We start from the raw sequence: 19,921 nt of genomic DNA, 5'->3' as shown, positions 1-19,921 counted from the left end.
TACCGGAGCCGGTCCACGCCGATGCGGCCGCGCTGGCGCTCCTTCAGCTTCGTGGCGACGGGCACGATGTGCGTCAGCACTTCTTGGCGGAAGCGGCTCACCAGCTCCTCGTTGTAATCCGTGCGGCACATGGTGTTCTCGAGCCAGGCGTACTGGGTGCAGAAGCGGGACGGCCGGCTCGTCTGCGGCGCCTCCGAGGACGCGGCGGGCTACGATGCCTCCGTCACGGAGCGCGGCATCGCGCGGCTGACCCGCTGGACGCCGCGGGTGTTCCCGTTCCTCGCCGGGCGCGCGCCCGCCATGACGTGGGCGGGGCTGCGGCCGGCCACGGTCGACGGGCGGCCGCTCATCGGCGCCGTCCCCGGCAGTCCGGACGCGCTGCTCGCGGCCGGCCACTACCGCAACGGCATTCTGCTCGCCCCGGCGACCGCCGCGCTGATCGGCGGCCTGCTGCAGGGCCGGCCGCCGGAGCCGGAAGCGGCGGCGAGCTTCGCGCCGGAGCGGTTCGCGCGCGGCGCGTCCCGCGCGTCCCGCGGCTGAAGGACCGCCGCAAGCGACAAGGGCTCCGCCCCGCCATGATCCCTGGCGGCGGCGGAGCCCTTGTCGCTTGTTCAGCCCTTGATGCCCGTCATCGTAATGCCTTCGATGAAATATTTCTGCGCGAAGAAGAAGACGATGAGCACCGGCGCGCTCACGAGCGTCGCGGCGGCCATCATCGCGCCCCAGTCGGCGGTGCCGTACTGGGTCTGGAAGGAGCTGAGCCCGATCTGCACGGTGCGCAGATCCTCGCTGTTCGTGACGACGAGCGGCCAGAAGAAGTTGTTCCACGTCCCCATGAACGTGAAGATGCCGAGCGTCGCGAGCGCCGGGTACAGCAGCGGCGCCACGATGGCCCGCAATATTTTCAGGTGGCCCGCCCCGTCGATCAGACCGGACTCGATGATTTCGCTCGGGATGGTGGCGATGAACTGCCGCAAGAGGAAGCAGCCGAACGCGCCGGTCAGGCCGGGCACGATCAGGCCGGCGTACGTGTCGACCCAGTGCAGCTTCGACAGGATGACGAACACCGGAATGATCGTCACCTGCGCGGGAATCATCATCGTGCCCACGTAGGCCATGAACATCGAATCCCGTCCTTTAAAGTCCAGCTTGGCGAACGCGTAGCCGCTCATGACGGAGGTCGCGAGCACGCCGAGCACCGTGCAGACGGTGTACAGCGCCGTGTTCAGGAAATAGCGGCCCCACGGGGCCATGTCCCACGCGTTCGAATAATTGTCCCACTGCAGGCCGGACGGCAGCAGCTTCGGGGGATAGGCAAACACTTCCGAGGCGGATTTGAGCGACGTCGAGATCATCCAGAACAACGGCAGCACGGTCAACAGCACCGTGCCGACGAGCGCCAGGTAGACGACGGACATGCCGACTCGTTTGACGGTCAGGCTCACGGCCGATTCCTCCCTCCGTAATCACACTTCTTTGCGCTGATAGGATCGCCACTGCCAGGCCGTCAGCGCGAAGAGCAGCACGAACAGCACGACGCTGACCGCGGCCCCGCGGCCGATTTTGAAGAACTGGAAGGCGTATTGATAGATGTAGAACGCGATCATGTTGGTGGCGTTCATCGGTCCGCCGTTCGTGAGCGCGTACACCTCGCCGAAGGTTTGGAAGGCGCCGCTGACGGACGTGATCAATATGAAGAACGTCGCCGGCCGCAGTCCCGGCACCGTAATGCTCAGAAACTTCTGCACGGGGCTCGCCCCGTCGATCTCGGCCGCTTCGTAAAGCGAGCGGGAGATGCCCTGCAGCGCGGCGAGGTAGATGACCATGTTGTAGCCGAAGCCCTTCCACACCGCGAAGACGATGACGGCCAGCATGGCGGTGTCGGGCGAGACGAGCCACTTGATCGGATTGTCGGGATGCGTGACGCCGAGATGCTCCAGCGCGAAGTTCAGCAGGCCGTAGCTCGGCTCGTAGATCCAGATCCATACCTGCGCGATCGCGATGATCGGCAGGATCGACGGCAGGAAGAAGGCGCCGCGCATGATCGTGCGCCCCTTGATGCGGCCGTTCAGCAGCACCGCGACGACGACCGCGATCGCCATCGACAGCGGGACGGTGACGAGCGTGAACAGCGTCGTGTGCCACAGCGAAGATCCGAACACGGGGTCGGCGAACGACTGCTTGTAGTTGTCGAGCCCGATGAAGCGGTTATTGCCCGAGAACACGTCCACTTCCTGGAAGCTGAGATAGATCGAGTAGTAGAGCGCGAACACCGTGAATACCAGGGTCCAGACCATGTTCGGGGCCAGCAGCACCCAAGCGACGGGCGCGTCTTTGCCGAACAGGCGGCGAAATGCTTTCATTGGGACGCTTCACCTCTTTCCGGGGATCCGCCTTGCGGGCGCTAGAAACGACGAAGGGGAGGCGCGCCTCCCCTTTCGACCCCGCCTATGGCGTAACCCATGTTTTCACGAGCGGCTTGCTTTCGTCGTAGGCTTTCTTCATGGCCGTTTCCGGCGTTTCCTTGTTCTGCAGCGCGGCTTCGATGTGCTCGGAGACGATGTCCGAGATCTCGGCGTAGGTCGTCAGGTTGTACGGCCGGATTTTGCCGAAGGCGTACGAGTCCTGATGGACCTTGATTTCCGGCGTCGACGCGACGAAGTCGGTCCATGCCTTCTGCTCCGCCGCGGATTGGCGGACCGGGATGGAGCCGTAGCCCGCAGCGAACTTCGCGGAAATCTCGGGCGACGCGAGCCAGGTGAGGAAATCCCACGCGGCGTTCTCCTTCTCCGGCGTCGATTTGAAGATGAAATTGTTCGTGCCGCCGAGGCTCGTCGCCTTGCCGGACGGACCTGCCGGCAGCGGCACGACGCCGAAGTCGAGCTTGGCCGCCTTGTAGCCGGGAATCGACCACGGGCCGGTCAGCGTCATGGCGATCAGGCCGGTCTGGAAGCCGTTTTGCGGCGGCGCGATGCTGGCCGCCTTGTATTTGTTCACGAGATCGACCCACAGCTGGGTCGCCTGCTCGCCGGCGTCGCTGTTGAACAGGATGTCCGTGCCTTCCGGGTTGGCGTATTCGCCGCCCGCCTGCCACAGGAACGTATCCCAGATGAAGTCCAGCGTGCCGCCCTTGGTCGTCGGGAGCTCGATGCCCCACTGCTTCTTGGACGGATTGGTCAGCTTCTGGGCGGCCGCGACGAGCTCGTCCCAGGTGGCCGGCGGCTGCACGTTCGCCTCGGCGAACAGCTTCTTGTTGTAATAGAGCGCCAGGTTGTTCGTCTCCATCGGGAAGCCGTACGTCACGCCGCCGAAGCGGACGTTGCCGTCCAGCAGGTTGTCGAGGAAGTCCGAGTCCTTCCACTTGTCCGGCTCGGCCGCGATCTTCTCGTCGAGCGGCAGAATGACGTCCTTGAGCGGGCCGGCCCACTGCGGCCACATCAAGAGCCCGGCGTCCGGAAGCGCCTTGCCGGCCGCGGCGGCCGTCAGCTTCTGCACCATCGTGTTCGGGTCGACGAACACCAGCTTCACCTGAACGGCCGACTGGCTGTCGTTGTATTCCTTGACGAGCCCGTCCAGGAACTTGCCGCCCTCGCCGCCGGCGCCGTGCCAGACGGTGATGGTCTGCTTCTTGCCCGTCCCGGCCCCGGCGCCGCCGTTGCCGCCGTTCGCCGCGTTCCCGGAATCGCCGCCGCCCGAGCAGGCCGACAGGACGAACGCCATCACGAGCGCCAGCACGACCGGCAGCGCCTTCCGATATCCGTTCCTTCCGAATCCTCTACTTCCGAATGTCTTCAAACCGAACCCCTCCAGCTTTCATGATCCATGGGGGCCGCCGCCTGCAGAACGGCCGTCCTTCATGGCTTGCCAACGCGTACCGCTTGTATTACGATGTTACTGATTTTTGGCCACCCTTGCGGTTGAAAGGGTTTTCAGACCGGCTTGTTCCTTATGATACCGGGCGGCCGGGCGTTCATAAACCGACGCAGCTTAGATGTCGGGTGTAAAAATCTTAGGTCTTGTAAGCGCTATTCCGCCATTCCATCCGAAGGAGGTGCCGCGTCCGCATGTCCCGCCCGCGCAGCAAACAGCCGTTGTTCAGGCATCTGTACAACCGGACGCTGGTCTATATTTTGTGTTCCACGCTCGCCGTCACGGTCCCGATGCTCGTCATGCTGTCGAATTATTCCATGGAGGAGACGAAGAAGTCGAACGCAGACGTCATGACGCTCATGAACAACAAGCTGGATTCGTTCTTCCATTCCGTGGAGACGACGGAGTTCACGTTCGCCACCGACATCGATTTCATCATTCCGCTGACGCTCTATTACAAGCTGCCCCATTACGACGACGGCAAGACGACCGTCGCGTTCCGGGAAGCCTCGCAGGCGCTGCTGAACATGACGCTGTTCCAGACGGGGCTGGAATTCATCGTCCTCGGCAAGGAAGGGCCGCTCAATATTTCGTCCTCGCCGGAGGTCGTCAACGGGGCGTTTCTGCCGGAGCGCGCCGCCTGGTACGGAAAGGTGACGGCCGACACCGGCCATTCCCATATTCTGTTTGACAACAAGCGCGATTATTATCTCTCCGCCGACAACGCCGTGTCGGTCGTCAAGCCGATCGGGGACATGCAATCGGGCGAGCCGATCGCCTTCATCGTCATCGACATCGCCTACGCGCGGCTGACGGACATGATCGAGGAGACGCATCCGTCCATTCCGCTGACGATCAAGGATCCGTCCGGCCGCGTGCTGTTCTCCAACATGAACGCGAAGGAGGCCGCGGCGCCGGAAGGGCGGTCCGTCATCGGCCAGCGCTCCGGGTATACGGGCATTACCGTGACCAGCTACGTGACGAAGCCCTGGTTCATCGCGCAGATCGGCCGGATCGTGACGATCTGCCTGATCATCATGGCGTTCTACCTGCTGGCGGTGTTCGTCATCCTGTCCGTGTCGACGAAGCGGTTCGCGAAGCCGATTTATTTGCTGATGAACGACATGAAGCAGGTGGTCAAGGGCGACTTCGAGGTGACGGCGGACTACCGGGGCCGCATCGCGGAGCTGCACGACCTGTACGGGTCGTTCAACCGGCTCGTGTCGGGCATGAAGCGCCTGATTCACGAGAATTATGAAACGAGCCTGTTGAAAACGCAAGCCGAGCTGGAGGCGCTGCAGCGGACGATCAATCCGCATTTCCTGTACAACGCGCTCGAGACGATCTCCAGCCAGGCGATCGTCGACGGCTCGCCTTCGGCCAGCGTCATGTGCCAGAAGCTCGGGGCGCTGTTCGCCTACAGCCTGCAGGAGAACGACCTCGTGACGCTGGAGCGGGAGCTCGGCCAGCTCAAGGACTACCTGTACATCGCCGAGAACAGCTTCTACTATCGGAACGTGGAGGTGCGCTTCGCGATCGACCCGGCGACGCACGGCCAGCTGATTCCGAAGATGACGCTGCAGCCGATCGTCGAGAATTGCTTCAAGCACGGGTTCGGCGATCGCGGCGGGGCGGACTTCTCCCGGATCGTCATTTCGTCGGCCCTGTCCGGAGGGCGCGTCGTCGTCTCCGTGGCGGACAATGGCCGGGGCTTGTCGCCGGAGCAGCTGGCGCGGCTCCGGGACGGGCTCGGGAAGCCGGGCGGCCGCGGCGGCTCGGGCGTGCGGATCGGCCTGCGCCACGTCGGCGAGCGCTACCGGCTCTATTACGGCGGCGGGGAGCCGCTGCTGACGATCCGCTCGCTGCCCGGCGAGGGCACGACGGTGACGCTCGCGCTGCAGGACAACCGGAGAGAGAGGAGCGAGAACCATGCTTAAAGTGATGATCGCCGACGACAATCCCGTCATCTGCAGGGCGCTGGCCAGCCGGATTCCGTGGGAGGCGCTCGGGCTGGAGCTCGCGGGCGTCTGCTTCGACGGCGCGGAGCTGCTGCCGCTGGCGCTGCGGGAGACGCCGGACATCATCCTGACGGACATCCGCATGCCCGTCACGGACGGGCTGTCGCTGATCGAGCAGCTTCGGCTGAAAGGCGTCCCGGTGCAGGTCGTCATCATCTCCGGGTACGACGATTTCCAGTACATGAAGAAGGCGATCGACTTCGACGTCGTGGCGTACTTGAAGAAGCCGGTTCAGGACGGCGAGCTGCAGGACGCGCTGCGCAAGGCGTCGGGGCTCGTGCGGGAGCGGGAACGGGTGACGCGGATCAGCCGGTCCGTCGAAGCGCTGGAGGAGCGGGAGCGCATCCGCGCCCTGAACTTGACGCTGCTGGCCTGGCTGCGGGACGCGCGCGACGGGGAGGGCGGCCTGCCGGCCGCACCGGACGTCTTCGCGGGGGCGAACGCCGCGCAGTGGCTGCTCTTCCGGCTGCCGATGGGCGAGGACTACAAGTTCCGCGACGCGGACCTGGACGCGGACCGGCTGCCTGCCTACCGGCGGCTGGCGGTCCGGGCCGCCGGCGAAGGCGCGATCGTCTGCCGGCCCGCGGAGGCGCTGCTGGCCGTGCTGGCGCCGCATGCGTCCCGCGAGCGGACGGCGGAGACGATTCGCGCCCTGCAGGCGCAGCTCGACCGGGACGGCCTGCCGGGCGAGCATGCCGCCGGCCGGCCGTTCGCGCGGCCGGAAGAGGCGGGGGCCGCGTTCCTCGAGACGGCCGCGGGGCTCTACGGGCGGCTGTACGGCGCGCCGTTCCGCTACAGGGGCGCGGGAGACGCGTTTTCCGCGGCCGACCAGCATACGCTCCGCATGCACCTGGCGATGCACGATTACGTGGGCGCCTCCCGGCTGCTGGCGGACTGGCTCGAGCGGTACCTCGCGGCCGAGCCGTCCTGCGCCGGGCTCGATTATTTCGTCAAGGCGGCGATCGGGATCTATGCCGAATACGTCCCCATGTTCCGCGCGCTGCGCGGCGAGCTGGAGACCGCCGCGCTGCCCGCGCTGGCGCTGCCGGGCAAGCGGCCGCTGCTCGAGCTGCTGCGCAAGCCGCATGATTGGCAGGAATCGGACGGCGGGAAGACCGCCGCCATCATCGCGCATATCGAACGGCGCTTCGACCGGCCGATCACGCTCGAGGACGTGGCGAAGCGATTCCATTACAACGTCATTTACCTCGGCCAGCTGATCAAGCGGGAGACGGGGATGCCGTTCAATCAGTACGTGAGCAAGCTGCGCATCGACCGCGCGGTGGAGATGCTCGGCCGGAACAAGGACATCAAGCTCGCCGACCTGTCGCAGCAGCTGGGCTTTTCGGACAGCAAGTACTTCTCGAAGGTGTTCAAGAAGTTCACCGGCCGGTCGCCGAGCCGATTTTGAACCGGCGCGCCGTCCGGGACGCGCATCGCATGCCTAAAGGCAAGGGAAAAAGCCTCTTCGCGCGAAGGGGCTTTTTTGCGCCGTCCGGAAGGCGTTCGGGAACGGCGGACGGGCTTCGGCATTTTTCGACGATTTTCTCTACCAATTTGAGGGAATGGTGCTATAATGGGAAAAGTTGTTCGGAAAATAGTCTTTAAGAACTACTATATTTCATTGAATACATACCTAAGGGAGGATTATACGTCGCCAGAATATGATTCAATAGTCTTACAAAAACATTCACGCTTATGAGGGAAATGAAAGGATGGAATTATTCGTTATGACTCGTACTCGATTCTCGCGCTGGCGGAAGCCGGTCTCCGCGCTGCTGGCCGGCGCGCTGCTGGCGACGTCCGCCGCGATCGTCCCGCCGCAAGCGTCCGCCGCGGTGCCGGAAGGCCTGCAGGTGGTCAACGTCGCCAACAACGCCATGAACTTCGGACAACCCGCGTCGCGCACGGGGCCGGACAAGGACCAAGGCGCCGTCTACCTCTATTCCGACGTCATTACCAAGGACGGCATCACGGTCGACGCGAAGGTGACGATCGCCTCGCGCAGCAGCAACGCGTCGCTCGCCCAATTCGACAATAATTTCCCGGCCGACGCGGATCTGCAGAAACGGCTTAATCCATGGATCACGACGACGTCCGGCGAAGGCTCGTTCACGCTCAAGATCGACTTCTACGACCACGCCACCTCGCTGCCCGTGCAGCTCCAGAACTTCTACATGACCGTCATCGACGTTGACGGCGACAATTCCAGCACGGAATTCATCGAGGCTTCCGCGTTCGCGAGCTACACGGCCAGCAGCAAGTATACCGCGGCCTCGAATCCGAAAGGCTTGACCATTACGTCCGTCGCCGGAGGCAAGACCCGCTTCAGGGGCATTCCGGACGGCATCAACAACACGGTATTCAACGACCGGGACTCCTTCGTGACCAACTACACGGCGCCGATCAGCTCGATGACGGTCGTCGTCGGCAACACCGGGCCGATGAGCTCCCGCCAATTCTCGATCAACTTCGGGGCAAGCGGCATCGATCAGTTCAAGGAGCCGATCCAGACGATCAATAATCCCAGCGCGCCGACGCTGACGGTCGGCATCGCCGACGGCGGCGACGGCCATCTGACGCCGGGCGCCGACGATCTCGCGCAGGTCGTCGTATCCGGCGACGTCAATGCGGGCACGGGCAGCTCCGTTACGGGGCAGCCGGTGACGATCATTCTGAAGGATGCGGCGAACGGGACGAAAACGTATTCGACTAACGTCGACGGCAGCGGCCGCTACGAGCTGCCGATCGATATGAGCGCGTATCCGAAGGGCCCGATCAGCGCGGAGGCGACCGTCGTCAACGCGGACGGCAACCCGAGCGCCGTTCCCGCGACGGCCGCCACGATCAAGGACAACACGGCTCCGGCCGCGGCCGATATCGCCAAGAACGGATCGGAGAATCAGCCGGTCGTCTTCGCGGCGATCGACTTTACGAGCCGCTTCACGGACGCGGACGGCGCGGACGTCTTGTCGAAGGTGCGGTTGAACGAGCTTCCGGCGCACGGCACGCTGATGCTGGGCGACGCGCCGGTGACGGATGGACAGGAGATCGATGCGGCCGATTTAGGCGCGCTGGCGTTCCTTCCGGACGAGTCCTGGACCGGCAGCACGGGCTTCGCATGGAATGGCAGCGACGGCACGGCTTACGGCGCGGCGCCCGCGCGCGTGACGATCGCGGTCGCCGGCGTGAACCACGCGCCGACGGTGGCGGACTTCGCCAAGAACGGAACGGAGGACTTGCCCGTGACGTTCGCGCCGTCGGACTTCGCGGCGAAATTCAGCGATCCGGACGCCGGCAACGAGCTCGTTTACGTGAAGGTGACGAGCCTTCCGGCCAACGGCGGCTTGACGTTGGACGGGACGCCGGTAACCGCGGGCCAGGAAATTCCCGCGGCGGATCTGGACGGGCTGGCGTTTCATCCGGCCGAGTCTTGGACCGGCACGACCTCCTTCGCGTGGAACGGCAGCGACGGCCAGGCCTATGCCGCGTCGCCGGCGACCGCGACGATCGCGATCGCGCCGGGCAACTACGCGCCGACGGTGTCGGACATCGCGAAGAACGGCACGGAGGACCAGCCGGTCGCGTTCGCCGCTTCCGACTTCGCGGGCCATTTCGCGGATGAGGACGAAGCCGATGCCTTGGCGGTCGCGAAGCTGACGAACCTGCCGTCGAACGGCACGCTGAAGCTCGACGGAGCGAACGTGACCGAAGGCCAGGAGATTCCCGCGGCGCAGCTGGACAAGCTGACGTTCGTGCCGGCCGCCAATTGGAGCGGCAGCGCGTCGTTCGCGTGGAACGGCAGCGACGGCAAGCAGTACGCGGCGGCGCCGGCGACCGTCACGGTGACGATCGCGGCGGCCAACGACGCGCCGACGGTGTCGGATATCGCCAAGAACGGCACGGAGGACGAAGCGCTGACGTTCGCGGCCGCCGACTTCGCGGATAAGTTCGCCGATGTCGACGAAGCGGATGGGCTGGTTCTCGTGAAAGCGGCGAGCCTGCCGGCGCACGGCACGCTGAAGCTGGACGGGGAAGCCGTGACCGAAGGCCAGGAAGTCCCGGCGGCGGCGCTGCCCGGGTTGATCTTCGCGCCGGACGCGGACTGGAACGGCGCGACGACGTTCCAATGGAACGGCAGCGACGGCACGGCTTACGCCGCCGTGCCGGCGACCGTGACGATCACGATCGGCGAAGCGAACGACAAGCCGACCGCGAATCCGCAGGCGGTGTCCGCCGACCAGGAGCTGCCGATCGTGATCACGCTGACCGGCTCCGATCCGGAGACGCCTGCCGGCGAGCTGACCTACGCGATCGCGACGGGGCCGCAGCACGGCGAGGGCAGCCTGTCCGGACGCGAGTACGCGTATATGCCGGCGGATGGCTTCACGGGCACGGATACGGTGACGTTAACGGTGTCCGACGGCGACGCGATCAGCGAACCGGCGACGGTGACGATCACGGTCAAGCCGCTGGCGCCGCTTGACGGCTGGGCCGGCGAGCGGAAGCAGGGCGAGACGGCGCCGTACGTCATCGTATCGCCCGGCAGCCCGCTGAAGCTGTCCGCGGCGAGCTCGCCCGAGGCGGTTAAAGTGACGGCCACGGTGAACGGCGAGGCGACGGACCTCACGCTGACGAACGGCGGCACGGCCGCCGAAGACGGCAAGAAGGTATGGGCCGCGACGGGCTACCGTCTGCCCGATACGATCGCGTCCGGGGATTACGGCGTGCAATTCGTCGCGTACGACCGCAACGGCGGCGCGCTGCAAACCGAGAAGCCGTTCCGCGTCGGCGAGGATAACGCCTTCCACGTGCGGGCGCAGATCAATCTGACCGGCACGATCTCGGACCAAGAGAGCGGCGCGCCGATCGCGGGCGCGAGCGTCGCCTTGTACGACTCCACGGGCACCGTGCCGATCGGCACGCCGTTCGTCACCCCGGCCGACGGCAAGTACCGGTTCGCCCCGATCAAGACGGGCAACTACCTGCTGATCGTGAAGAAGGACGGTTTCGGCACGAAGCGGAGCGCGGTCCGCGCGCTTCCGGACAACCTGACCCAGACCGACATCGTGCGCGATTACGCGCTCGTGCCGTTCGCGATGACGCTGTCGGCATCCCCGAGCGCGATCGTCGGCGACGGCGCGTCGACCTCGGCGCTGCGCGCGGTGCTGACCGATAAGGACGGCAAGCCGATTGCCGGCGTACGAGTGGCGTTCTCCGCCCCTCGCGGCACGTTCGCCGGCGGCGCGGAAGCCGTGACGGACAAGGACGGCGCGGCCGTCGTGACGTACAAGTCCGAGAAGATCGAAGGGATCCTGTCGCAAAACATCGTCGTCACGGCGACGGTCGACGACCCCGAGCACAACCTGTACGCGGTCGACCAAATCATCGTGACGTTCCAGCCGGCGTCCATTACGGGCATTATCACCGACAACAACGCCGATGCCGACCATGACGGCAAGCCGGATCCGATCGCCGGCGCGATCGTCCGCATTACGAAGGATTTCGACGGCGACGGCGTCATCGACTTCTCCGGCGAAGCGGTCACGAACGCGGACGGCAGCTACACCATCGCCATTCCGCGGGGCGACGAGGAATACGACGTCGCCATCACGCAGACGATCGAACGCGACGGTCAGCGCAAGACGGTCACGTTCAATCAGAAAGCCCAGGTCGGCGTCGTCACCGGCGCGGGCGGCGAGACGTTCGCGTCCACGAAGACGGTGTCCGGCCTTATCGGCACCAAGGATTCGAACGGCAAAGGCGTGCTGTCGCCGCCGGTCGCGAGCAGCCTCGTCATCTATCTCAAGGACGGCAACGGCGACTACGTGCTCGACGGCGCGTCCGGCGAGCCGAAGCGCTTCCCGGTCGGCGCGGACGGCGTGTTCAGCGCCGCGGACCTTGCGGTCGGCACGTACGCCATGGAAGTGCGGTTCGTGCATGACGACGGCGAGGAAATCATCATTAACCGACTGGCGGACGGCTCGCTGCCGACGGTCGGCGTCACGGCCGACGGCCAGCTCAATATCGCGCAGGAGCTGATCGACCCGTACGGGACGATTACGGACGCCAAGTCCGGAAAGACGATCGAAGGCGCGCACGTCGTGCTGTATTACGCCGATACCGCGCGCAACCGCGGCAAGGGCATCGCGCCGGACACGGCCGTGGCGCTGCCCGGACTGACCGGCTTCGCGCCGAACGACAACGCGAACCCGCAGGATAGCGACGCGTTCGGCAAATACGCGTACATGGTATACGGGCACACGGACTATTATTTGGTCGCGACGAAAGCCGGGTATTCGACCTACACGAGCCCGACGCTGTCCGTCGAGGACGCGATCGTCCGCCACGATTTCGGCATGGCGCCGATCGAATACCCGGGCGGCCCGATCGTGGCGCCGCCCGCGAAGACGGACGCCGACGCGGCGACCAACCTGCAGCTGGGCGGAACCGTCTATCCGGAAGGCACGAAGGTGACGGTGGAGGTGCAGTTCAGCGACCTGTCCGAGCAGGCGATCGAGGGCGGCAAGGTCACGCTGCGGCTGCCGGACGGCGTCAAGGTCGACAACGCCGATGGGGGCACGGTGAGCGGATCGGTCATCGCATGGACCGTGCCGCATGCCGAACCGGGGAAAACGGTCGCGTTCCGTCCGGTGCTGGCGCTGCCGCAGATCGACGGGAAATCGCAAACGCTCGAGCTCGTCTCGGGCTTCCAATACGACGGCAAGCTGCTGCATCCCGAATGGACGGTCTCGTCCGTGAAGCTGACGGTCGTCTCGGACCGGTACGGCGACCAGGAGCATCAGCGCTACATGCAAGGCTATCCGGACGGCCGTTTCCATACGGACCGTTCGCTGACCCGGGCGGAGCTCGCGGCGATCATGGCGAGACTGCTCGGCAAGTACGACGGGGCGGACCCGGGTTATAAGGACGTCCCGGCCGGGCATTGGGCATCGGGCTATATCCGCGCGGTAACGGCGGAGGGCTTGTTCCAAGGCTACGAGGACCATCGCTTCCTGCCCGACCAGCCGGTGACGCGGGCGGAGCTGACGGCCGTCATGGCGCGGTTCCTGAACCTGAAAGCCGGCACGCCGATCGCGCTGCACTTCAAGGACATTCAGGGCAGCTGGGCGTCTTCGGCCATCGAGGCGCTGTACCGCAACCGCATGATCAGCGGCTACGGGGACGGCACGTTCAAGCCGAACAACGCGATCAAGCGGGTGGAGGCGGTCGTGCTGATCAACGCGATGCTGTTCCGCGGTCCGCTGACGGACATCGCGCCGACGTTCCCGGACGTGCCCGCGGGCTACTGGGGCTTCGGGCAGATCGAAGAAGCGTCGGTCTCCCACGCCTCGAGCTGGAATGACGAAGGCGAGGAGCATTTCATCAAGCAGGTCGACGATCAAGTGAAATAAGAGCAAATGAAATAAGAGCAAATGAAATAAGAGCAAGCGAAATAAGCGGTTCAAAAGGCCGCGAGCCCGCAGTGACGGGGCTCGCGGCTTTTTTGCGCCCGAAATCGGCGTATGGCGGAACGATTGCGGCGAACCGGCGGGGGGCCGGGGCTAACTTGCGCGCGCGCCCGGCGCGGGCGGCAAAAAGCCTCTCCGGTGTCGGAGAGGCTGTTGTATCGCGAGAGATGCGCCGCGCTGCCCCGGGCACGCGCGGCGATCGCGCCGGCGCCGAGCGGGCAGCACGGCTCGCGGTTTTGCCGCCCGGTTCGCCGCCGCGTCTGCCGGAGACGGCAGACGCGGCCGGGTTAGCTGACGTCCTGCGTCCGCTTCTGCGTGCTGAACTGGCTCTCGTACAGGTCGGCGTAGAAGCCGCCCGCCGCGAGCAGTTCTTCGTGCGTGCCCTGCTCGATGACGGTGCCGTGGTTCATGACGAGAATGAGGTCGGCGTCGCGGATCGTCGAGAGGCGGTGCGCGATGACGAAGCTCGTGCGGCCCTGCATCAGCTCGCTCATGGCGCGCTGGATGTGGATCTCGGTCCGCGTGTCGACGCTGCTCGTCGCCTCGTCGAGGATGAGGATCGCGGGATCCGCCAAGATCGCGCGGGCGATGGTGAGCAGCTGCTTCTGCCCTTGCGAGATGTTGGACGCTTCCTCGTTCAGGACGGTGTCGTAGCCCTCCGGCAGCGTGCGGATGAAGTGGTCCGCGTACGCCGCGCGGGCAGCCGCCACGACTTCCTCCTCCGTCGCGCCGATGCGGCCGTAGGCGATGTTGTCGCGGATCGTGCCGTTGAACAGCCACGTGTCCTGCAGCACCATGCCGAACAGGCTGCGCAGGTCGCCGCGCTTCAGCTCGGTCAGCGCCGCGCCGTCGATCGTGATGCTGCCGCCGTTCAGCTCGTAGAAGCGCATGAGCAAGTTGATCAAGGTCGTTTTGCCGGCGCCGGTCGGGCCGACGATCGCGATCATCTGGCCGGACTCGACGCGGATGTTCATGTCCTCGATCAGCGGCGCGTCGTCCTTATAGCGGAACTGCACGTGATTGAAGCTGACGTCGCCGCGCACCTTGACGGCCTTGCCCGGAACGGCGTCCTTCGCGTTCGCCGCGAGGGCGGCCGGCTGCGCCGCTTCCGGCACTTCCTCCTCCTCGTCCAGCAGCTCGAAAATCCGCTCCGCCGACGCGATCGTCGACTGGATGACGTTGGCGATCTGCGCCGTCTGCGTGATCGGCATCGCGAACTGGCGGGAGTAGGAGATGAACGCCTGCACGTCGCCGATCGTAATCCGGCTGTGCAGGACGAGGATCCCGCCGGCCACGCTGACGAGCACGTAGCCGATGTTGCCGATGAAGCCCATGACCGGCATGATCATCCCGGAGACGAACTGCGCGCGCCAGCCGGACTCGTACAGCTGGCCGTTCACTTCGTCGAACTTCGCGACGGAGCTCTTCTCGCGGCCGAACGCCTTGACGATGTTGTGCCCCGTGTACATTTCCTCGACGTGGCCGTTCAGCTCGCCGAGCGCCTTCTGCTGGCCTTTGAAATACAACTGCGACCGCTTCGCGATCATCTTGATCGCCAGGAAGCTGAGCGGCAGCGTGACGATCGTGATGAGCGTCATGATCCAGCTGATCGTGAGCATCATGACGATGACGCCGATCAGCGTGACGAACGAGGTGATGAACTGCGTCAAGCTCTGCTGCAGCGTGCCGCTGATGTTGTCCACGTCGTTGACGGCGCGGCTCAGGATTTCCCCGTGCGTGCGGGAATCGAAATATTTGAGCGGCAGTCGCTCGAGCTTCTCGTTGACGTCCTTGCGCAGGCCGTAGACGGTCTTCTGCGCGACGCCCGCCATGACGTACTGCTGGATGAAGCCGAACAGGGCGCTGATGATGTAGAGGACGCCCAGCAAGGCGAGAATTTGCCAAATGTAATGAAAATCGATCTTCGCGCCCGGCGTGCCCTGGATCTTGCCCATAAGGCCCTCGAACAGCTTCGTCGTCGCCTTGCCCATGATTTTCGGGCCGACGATGGAGAACACCGTGCTGAGCACGGCCGTCAGCAGGACGACGAGCAGCGAGACGCGGTACGGGCGCAGGTAGCCGATCAGGCGGCGCAGCGTGCCCTTGAAGTCCTTCGCCTTCTGCACGGGCATGCCCATGGCGCCCGGACCGCGTCCGGGCCCGAAGCCGAAGCCGGGTCCGGCGCCGCCGGGCCGCTGGCCGGGTCTGCCGGCGCCGCCCGGGCCGCCGCCCGCGGGTCCGCGTTGTTGTTCGCTCATGCGATTTCCTCCTCCGAGAGCTGTGACGTCACGATTTCGCGGTATACGGGGGACGACTGCAGCAGCTCGCGGTGCGTGCCGATCGCGGACACCTTGCCGTCGTCGAGGACGATGATGCGGTCGGCGTCCATGACGGTGCTGACGCGCTGCGCGACGATCAGGACGGTGGCGTCCGACGTCTCGCCGCGCAGCGCGGCGCGGAGCTTGGCGTCGGTCTTGAAGTCGAGCGCCGAGAAGCTGTCGTCGAACAAGTAGATCGACGGCTTGCGGACGAGCGCCCGCGCGATCGACAGCCGCTGCTTCTGGCCGCCGGACACGTTGGTGCCGCCCTGCGCGATCGGGGCGTCGAAGCCGTCCTTCATCTCGGAGACGAAGTCGTACGCCTGCGCCACGACGGCGGCATGGCGGACTTCCTCGTCCGTGGCGTCCGTCTTGCCGAAGCGGATGTTGTCCGCGATCGTGCCGGTGAACAGCACGGCCTTCTGCGGCACGAGGCCGATGCCCGAGCGCAGTTCTTCCTGCGTCAGCTCGCGGACGTCCGTGCCGCCGATCGTGATGCGGCCGCCGGAGACGTCGTAGAAGCGCGGGATGAGGTTGATCAGCGTCGATTTGCCGGAGCCGGTGCCGCCGATGATGGCGGTCACTTCGCCGGGTCCGGCCGCGAACGAGATGCCGGACAGCGCCGGCATCTCGGCGCCCGGGTAGTGGAACGACACGTCGTGGAACGCCAGCTCGCCGCGGACGGACGGGCGCTTCGCGCCGCCGTGCGCCGGATCGTGAATGTCCGGCACCGTGTGCAGCACTTCGTTGATCCGCGTCGCCGAAGCCGACGCGCGCGGAATCATGACGAACATCATGGAAGCGAAGATGAGGGCGAACATGATCTGCCACGCGTATTGGATGAAGGCCATCAGGTCGCCGACCGCCATGTGGCCGTCTTCGATGCGAAGGCCGCCGAACCAGACGATAAAGAGGCTGGCGAAGTTCAGCACGAGCATCATGATCGGCATGAGCGACGCCATGATGCGGTTGACCTTGATCGCGGTGTCCGTCAAGTCCGCGTTCGCGTCGTTGAAGCGCGTCTGCTCGTGCTTCGCGCGGTTGAAGGAACGGATGACGCGCATGCCGGTCAGGTTCTCGCGCAGCACGAGGTTCAGCTTGTCGATCTTGACCTGCATCACCTTGAACAGCGGCACGCCGCGGCTGACGACGGCGAAAATGACCAGCGCGAGAATCGGCACGATCGCGATGATGATGAGCGACAGATGGGCGTCCTTGTAAAGCGCCATGATGATGCCGCCGAAGCACATCATCGGCGCCGCGACCATGACCCGCATCATCATCATGAGCACCTGCTGCACCTGCGTGATGTCGTTCGTCGTCCGCGTGATGAGCGAGGCGGTGCCGATTTTATCGAACTCGTGGAGCGAATACTTCTCCACGTGGGCGAAGACGCGGCTGCGCAGGTCGCGGCCGAAGGCGCTGGACGACTTCGCGGACAGGAAGCTCGCGCCGATGGAGCAGAGGCCGCCGAGTAGCGCGATGAAGAGCATGAGGCCGCCGATTTTCCAGATGTACGGGTTGTCGCCCTTGACGACGCCTTTGTCGACGATGTCGGCGAGCAGCGTCGGCAGGTACAGGTCGGACAGCGACTGGAGAAACACGAACAGCAGCACGAAAAAGACGAGCAATCGGTACGGTTTCAGCATGCGGAGCAGTTTGAGCATGGAGATTCATTCACCTTCTTTGGACGTAGTGGGGGAATTGCAGCCGTTCCGGCACGGGCCGCCGTTCCCCGGTTCGGTTTCGCCGCCGCCGAAGAACGAAGCGACGTCGTGCAGCAGCTCGACCAGCTGATGCGCCCGGTCCGAGCCGAGATGCGCGACGAGCCGGGTCATCCGCTCCTGCATCGCGTCCTGCGCGAGCCCGGTCAGGCGCATGCCTTCCTCCGTCAGCGTGATGCGGACGGCGCGGCGGTCCTGCGGGTCGGCGCTGCGCTGCAGCAGCCCTTTGGCGACGAGCAGGTTGACGCTCTGCGTGATCGTCGGGGACGCCACGTTCAGCATCGTGCTGAGCTCCGACGCCTTGACGCCGGCGGGATTGCTGTCCGTGGCCCGGCGGATGCAGAACAGCGTCATCGTCTCGCTCGGCGTGCAGTTCTCGATCGGGTTGCGGTTGTTCCACGGGAGCTGCCGCAGCTGACGCAGGGCGCGGATGAGCTCGTGCGCGGAAGGGCTGGGGTGTTCGCGGTCATCCTGCATAAGCGGGTACTCCTTTGCTTGCCAATTAATTTGTTTAGCTAACCTAAGTATATGGGAGGGACGGAGAATGTCAAGAATCGTTTTTCCGGGCGCGACCGCCAAGTTGCTATTTATAAAGACGTCTAGTTTTGTGTACAATAGTAGGATAAGAGCGGATCGGCTTCCGTTCGAAGCCGACGCTTCGGACGGCGCATCCGCTAGAGTGGAGAAAGGTTGGTCGTTATGGAGAATAAGACATCATCCTCTAATTTTATCAGGAACATCGTGAGCGACGACCTGCAGTCCGGCAAGGTCGGCGAGGTCATCACCCGCTTTCCGCCGGAGCCGAACGGCTACCTGCACATCGGGCACGCGAAATCGATCTGCCTCAACTTCGAGCTGGCCGACGAGTTCAAGGGCAAGACGAACCTGCGCTTCGACGATACGAATCCCGTGAAGGAAGATACCGAGTTCGTGGAAGCGATCCAGGAGGACGTCCGCTGGCTCGGCTTCGAGTGGGACGACCTGCGTTTCGCCTCGGATTATTTCGAAGAGCTGTACGACCGCGCGGTGCTGCTGATCAAGAAGGGCAAGGCGTACGTCGACGACTTGACCGCCGAGCAAATGCGCGAAATGCGCGGCACCCTGACGCAGCCCGGCCAGAACAGCCCGCACCGCGACCGGAGCGTCGACGAGAACCTGGACTTGTTCGCCCGCATGCGGGCCGGCGAATTCAAGGACGGCGAGCGCGTGCTCCGCGCCAAGATCGACATGGCGTCGCCGAACATCAACCTGCGCGACCCGGCGCTGTACCGCATCGCGCACGCCCATCATCACCGCACGGGCGACGCGTGGAAAATCTATCCGATGTACGACTACGCGCATCCGATCAGCGACGCGATCGAAGGCGTGACGCATTCCGTCTGCACGCTGGAATTCGAAGACCACCGGCCGCTCTACGACTGGGTCATCGAAGAATGCGAGATGTCGGCGAAGCCGCGTCAATACGAATTCGCCCGCCTGAACGTGACGAACACGATCATGAGCAAGCGCTATTTGAAAATGCTCGTGGACAAAGGCGTCGTCGAAAGCTGGGACGATCCCCGCATGCCGACGATCAGCGGCCTGCGCCGCAAAGGCTTCACGCCGGAAGCGCTGCGCGCCTTCTGCCGCGAGATCGGCGTCGCCCGCGCGTACAGCGTCGTGGACGAGCGCATGCTGGAGTTCTTCATCCGCGAGGACCTGAAGTTGAAGGCGCCGCGCACGATGGCCGTGCTGGACCCGCTGAAGGTCGTCATCACGAACTACCCGGAAGGGCAAACGGAGCTGCTGGACGCCGAGAACAATTCGGAAAACGAAGCGATGGGCATCCGCCAAATCCCGTTCTCCCGCGAAATCTACATCGAGCGCGACGACTTCATGGAGAACCCGCCGAGCAAATATTTCCGGCTGTTCCCGGGCAACGAGGTCCGGCTGAAGAACGCGTACTTCATCAAGTGCGAGGACGTCGTCAAGGACGCGGACGGCAACGTGACCGAGCTGCGCTGCACGTACGATCCGGAGACGAAGAGCGGCACCGGCTTCACCGGCCGCAAGGTCAAGGGGACGATCCACTGGGTGGAGGCGTCGCAAGCCGTGCCGGCGGAATTCCGCCTGTTCGAGCCGCTGCTGCTCGACGACGAGGCCGACGGGGACAAGGAGTTCCTCGACCGCATCAACCCGAACTCGCTGACGACGCTGCAGGGCTTCGTCGAGCCGAACATGAAGGACGCCAAGGGGCAGGACAAGTTCCAGTTCTTCCGCCACGGCTACTTCAACGTCGATCCGAAGCACGCGACGCCGGAGCGGATCGTGTTCAACCGCATCGTGTCGCTGAAGAGCTCGTTCGACCCGAAGGCGTGACGCTTGTGAGCTAGCCGGCGAGCGGAACGCCGGCAGATACGTGAAGGGCCGTCCCTGCGGGGGCGGTCCTTTTTGTTTGTTTGGGGGAAATGGGGGCAGCGAGCGGTATTGCGCGTCGTTCTTGGGGCGGGGGTTCCCGCAGGGTTGGGGAGGCGGGTGAA

Annotated in this window: 11 protein-coding genes; 5 read left to right on the top strand and 6 right to left on the bottom strand. The window is 64.8% G+C overall.

Annotated elements, in window-relative coordinates; translation table 11 throughout:
- The first annotated feature begins 129 nt into the window (after positions 1-129).
- Positions 130-540 carry an FAD-dependent oxidoreductase gene (locus tag I8J29_RS25025; RefSeq protein WP_240546473.1) on the top strand — a complete coding sequence of 137 codons (411 nt, stop codon included), beginning with the start codon at positions 130-132 and terminating at the stop codon, positions 538-540.
- A 71-nt stretch (positions 541-611) separates the two neighbouring features.
- Here the strand turns inward: I8J29_RS25025 and I8J29_RS25020 are convergent, their stop codons facing one another.
- The 3 genes from I8J29_RS25020 to I8J29_RS25010 all read right to left on the bottom strand — a co-directional run bounded on the left by I8J29_RS25020 (position 612) and on the right by I8J29_RS25010 (position 3,795).
- Positions 612-1,445 carry a carbohydrate ABC transporter permease gene (locus I8J29_RS25020; RefSeq protein WP_338113280.1) on the bottom strand — a complete coding sequence of 278 codons (834 nt, stop codon included), beginning with the start codon at positions 1,443-1,445 and terminating at the stop codon, positions 612-614.
- Positions 1,446-1,466: 21 nt separating this feature from the next.
- Positions 1,467-2,363: a carbohydrate ABC transporter permease gene (locus tag I8J29_RS25015; protein ID WP_208850146.1), complete on the bottom strand. Its 897-nt coding sequence runs from the start codon at positions 2,361-2,363 to the stop codon at positions 1,467-1,469.
- A gap of 85 nt (positions 2,364-2,448) precedes the next feature.
- Positions 2,449-3,795 carry an ABC transporter substrate-binding protein gene (locus I8J29_RS25010; RefSeq protein WP_240546472.1) on the bottom strand — a complete coding sequence of 449 codons (1,347 nt, stop codon included), beginning with the start codon at positions 3,793-3,795 and terminating at the stop codon, positions 2,449-2,451.
- A gap of 269 nt (positions 3,796-4,064) precedes the next feature.
- Here I8J29_RS25010 and I8J29_RS25005 point away from each other — a divergent pair, with 269 nt between their 5' ends.
- From I8J29_RS25005 to I8J29_RS24995, 3 genes are all read left to right on the top strand, one after another.
- Positions 4,065-5,807, top strand: a complete 1,743-nt coding sequence (locus tag I8J29_RS25005; protein WP_208850145.1) for a cache domain-containing sensor histidine kinase — start codon at positions 4,065-4,067, stop codon at positions 5,805-5,807.
- Positions 5,800-7,299 carry a response regulator gene (locus I8J29_RS25000; protein WP_208850144.1) on the top strand — a complete coding sequence of 500 codons (1,500 nt, stop codon included), beginning with the start codon at positions 5,800-5,802 and terminating at the stop codon, positions 7,297-7,299. The genes I8J29_RS25005 and I8J29_RS25000 overlap by 8 nt, the downstream gene beginning before the upstream one ends.
- 319 nt (positions 7,300-7,618) lie before the next feature.
- Positions 7,619-13,303 (top strand): tandem-95 repeat protein, encoded by a 5,685-nt coding sequence (locus I8J29_RS24995; RefSeq protein WP_208850143.1) that lies wholly within the window; start codon positions 7,619-7,621, stop codon positions 13,301-13,303.
- A gap of 344 nt (positions 13,304-13,647) precedes the next feature.
- On the opposite strand, the gene I8J29_RS24990 is transcribed toward I8J29_RS24995, so the two are convergent.
- Genes I8J29_RS24990 through I8J29_RS24980 form a run of 3 tightly spaced genes read right to left on the bottom strand, consistent with a single transcriptional unit; the run spans position 13,648 to position 17,879 of the window.
- Positions 13,648-15,618: an ABC transporter ATP-binding protein gene (locus I8J29_RS24990; protein ID WP_208850142.1), complete on the bottom strand. Its 1,971-nt coding sequence runs from the start codon at positions 15,616-15,618 to the stop codon at positions 13,648-13,650.
- Complete coding sequence (locus I8J29_RS24985) at positions 15,615-17,345, bottom strand: ABC transporter ATP-binding protein (protein WP_208850141.1); 1,731 nt, start codon at positions 17,343-17,345, stop codon at positions 15,615-15,617. Before I8J29_RS24985 ends, I8J29_RS24990 begins: the two co-directional genes overlap by 4 nt.
- A gap of 6 nt (positions 17,346-17,351) precedes the next feature.
- On the bottom strand, positions 17,352-17,879 hold the full coding sequence (locus I8J29_RS24980) for a MarR family winged helix-turn-helix transcriptional regulator (protein WP_208850140.1): 528 nt from the start codon (positions 17,877-17,879) through the stop codon (positions 17,352-17,354).
- Between the two features lie 222 nt (positions 17,880-18,101).
- Between I8J29_RS24980 and I8J29_RS24975 the strand changes: the two genes are divergently transcribed.
- Positions 18,102-19,760 carry a glutamine--tRNA ligase/YqeY domain fusion protein gene (locus I8J29_RS24975; RefSeq protein WP_208850139.1) on the top strand — a complete coding sequence of 553 codons (1,659 nt, stop codon included), beginning with the start codon at positions 18,102-18,104 and terminating at the stop codon, positions 19,758-19,760.
- Positions 19,761-19,921: the final 161 nt, after the last annotated feature.

The sequence above is a fragment of the Paenibacillus artemisiicola genome (assembly GCF_017652985.1).
Classification (GTDB): Bacteria; Bacillota; Bacilli; order Paenibacillales; family Paenibacillaceae; genus Paenibacillus_Z; species Paenibacillus_Z artemisiicola.
Note: the sequence above shows the minus strand (reverse complement) of the source record. Positions and strands in the feature narration are given on the sequence as shown.

Bases quoted from the DNA above. Each gene is read 5' to 3' on its own strand.
- I8J29_RS25025 (WP_240546473.1), top strand. From the start codon at position 130: ATGGTGTTCTCGAGCCAGGCGTACTGGGTGCAGAAGCGGGACGGCCGG.
- I8J29_RS25015 (WP_208850146.1), bottom strand. From the start codon at position 2,363: ATGAAAGCATTTCGCCGCCTGTTCGGCAAAGACGCGCCCGTCGCTTGG.
- I8J29_RS25005 (WP_208850145.1), top strand. From the start codon at position 4,065: ATGTCCCGCCCGCGCAGCAAACAGCCGTTGTTCAGGCATCTGTACAAC.
- I8J29_RS25000 (WP_208850144.1), top strand. From the start codon at position 5,800: ATGCTTAAAGTGATGATCGCCGACGACAATCCCGTCATCTGCAGGGCG.
- I8J29_RS24995 (WP_208850143.1), top strand. From the start codon at position 7,619: ATGACTCGTACTCGATTCTCGCGCTGGCGGAAGCCGGTCTCCGCGCTG.
- I8J29_RS24990 (WP_208850142.1), bottom strand. From the start codon at position 15,618: ATGAGCGAACAACAACGCGGACCCGCGGGCGGCGGCCCGGGCGGCGCC.
- I8J29_RS24985 (WP_208850141.1), bottom strand. From the start codon at position 17,345: ATGCTCAAACTGCTCCGCATGCTGAAACCGTACCGATTGCTCGTCTTT.
- I8J29_RS24980 (WP_208850140.1), bottom strand. From the start codon at position 17,879: ATGCAGGATGACCGCGAACACCCCAGCCCTTCCGCGCACGAGCTCATC.
- I8J29_RS24975 (WP_208850139.1), top strand. From the start codon at position 18,102: ATGGAGAATAAGACATCATCCTCTAATTTTATCAGGAACATCGTGAGC.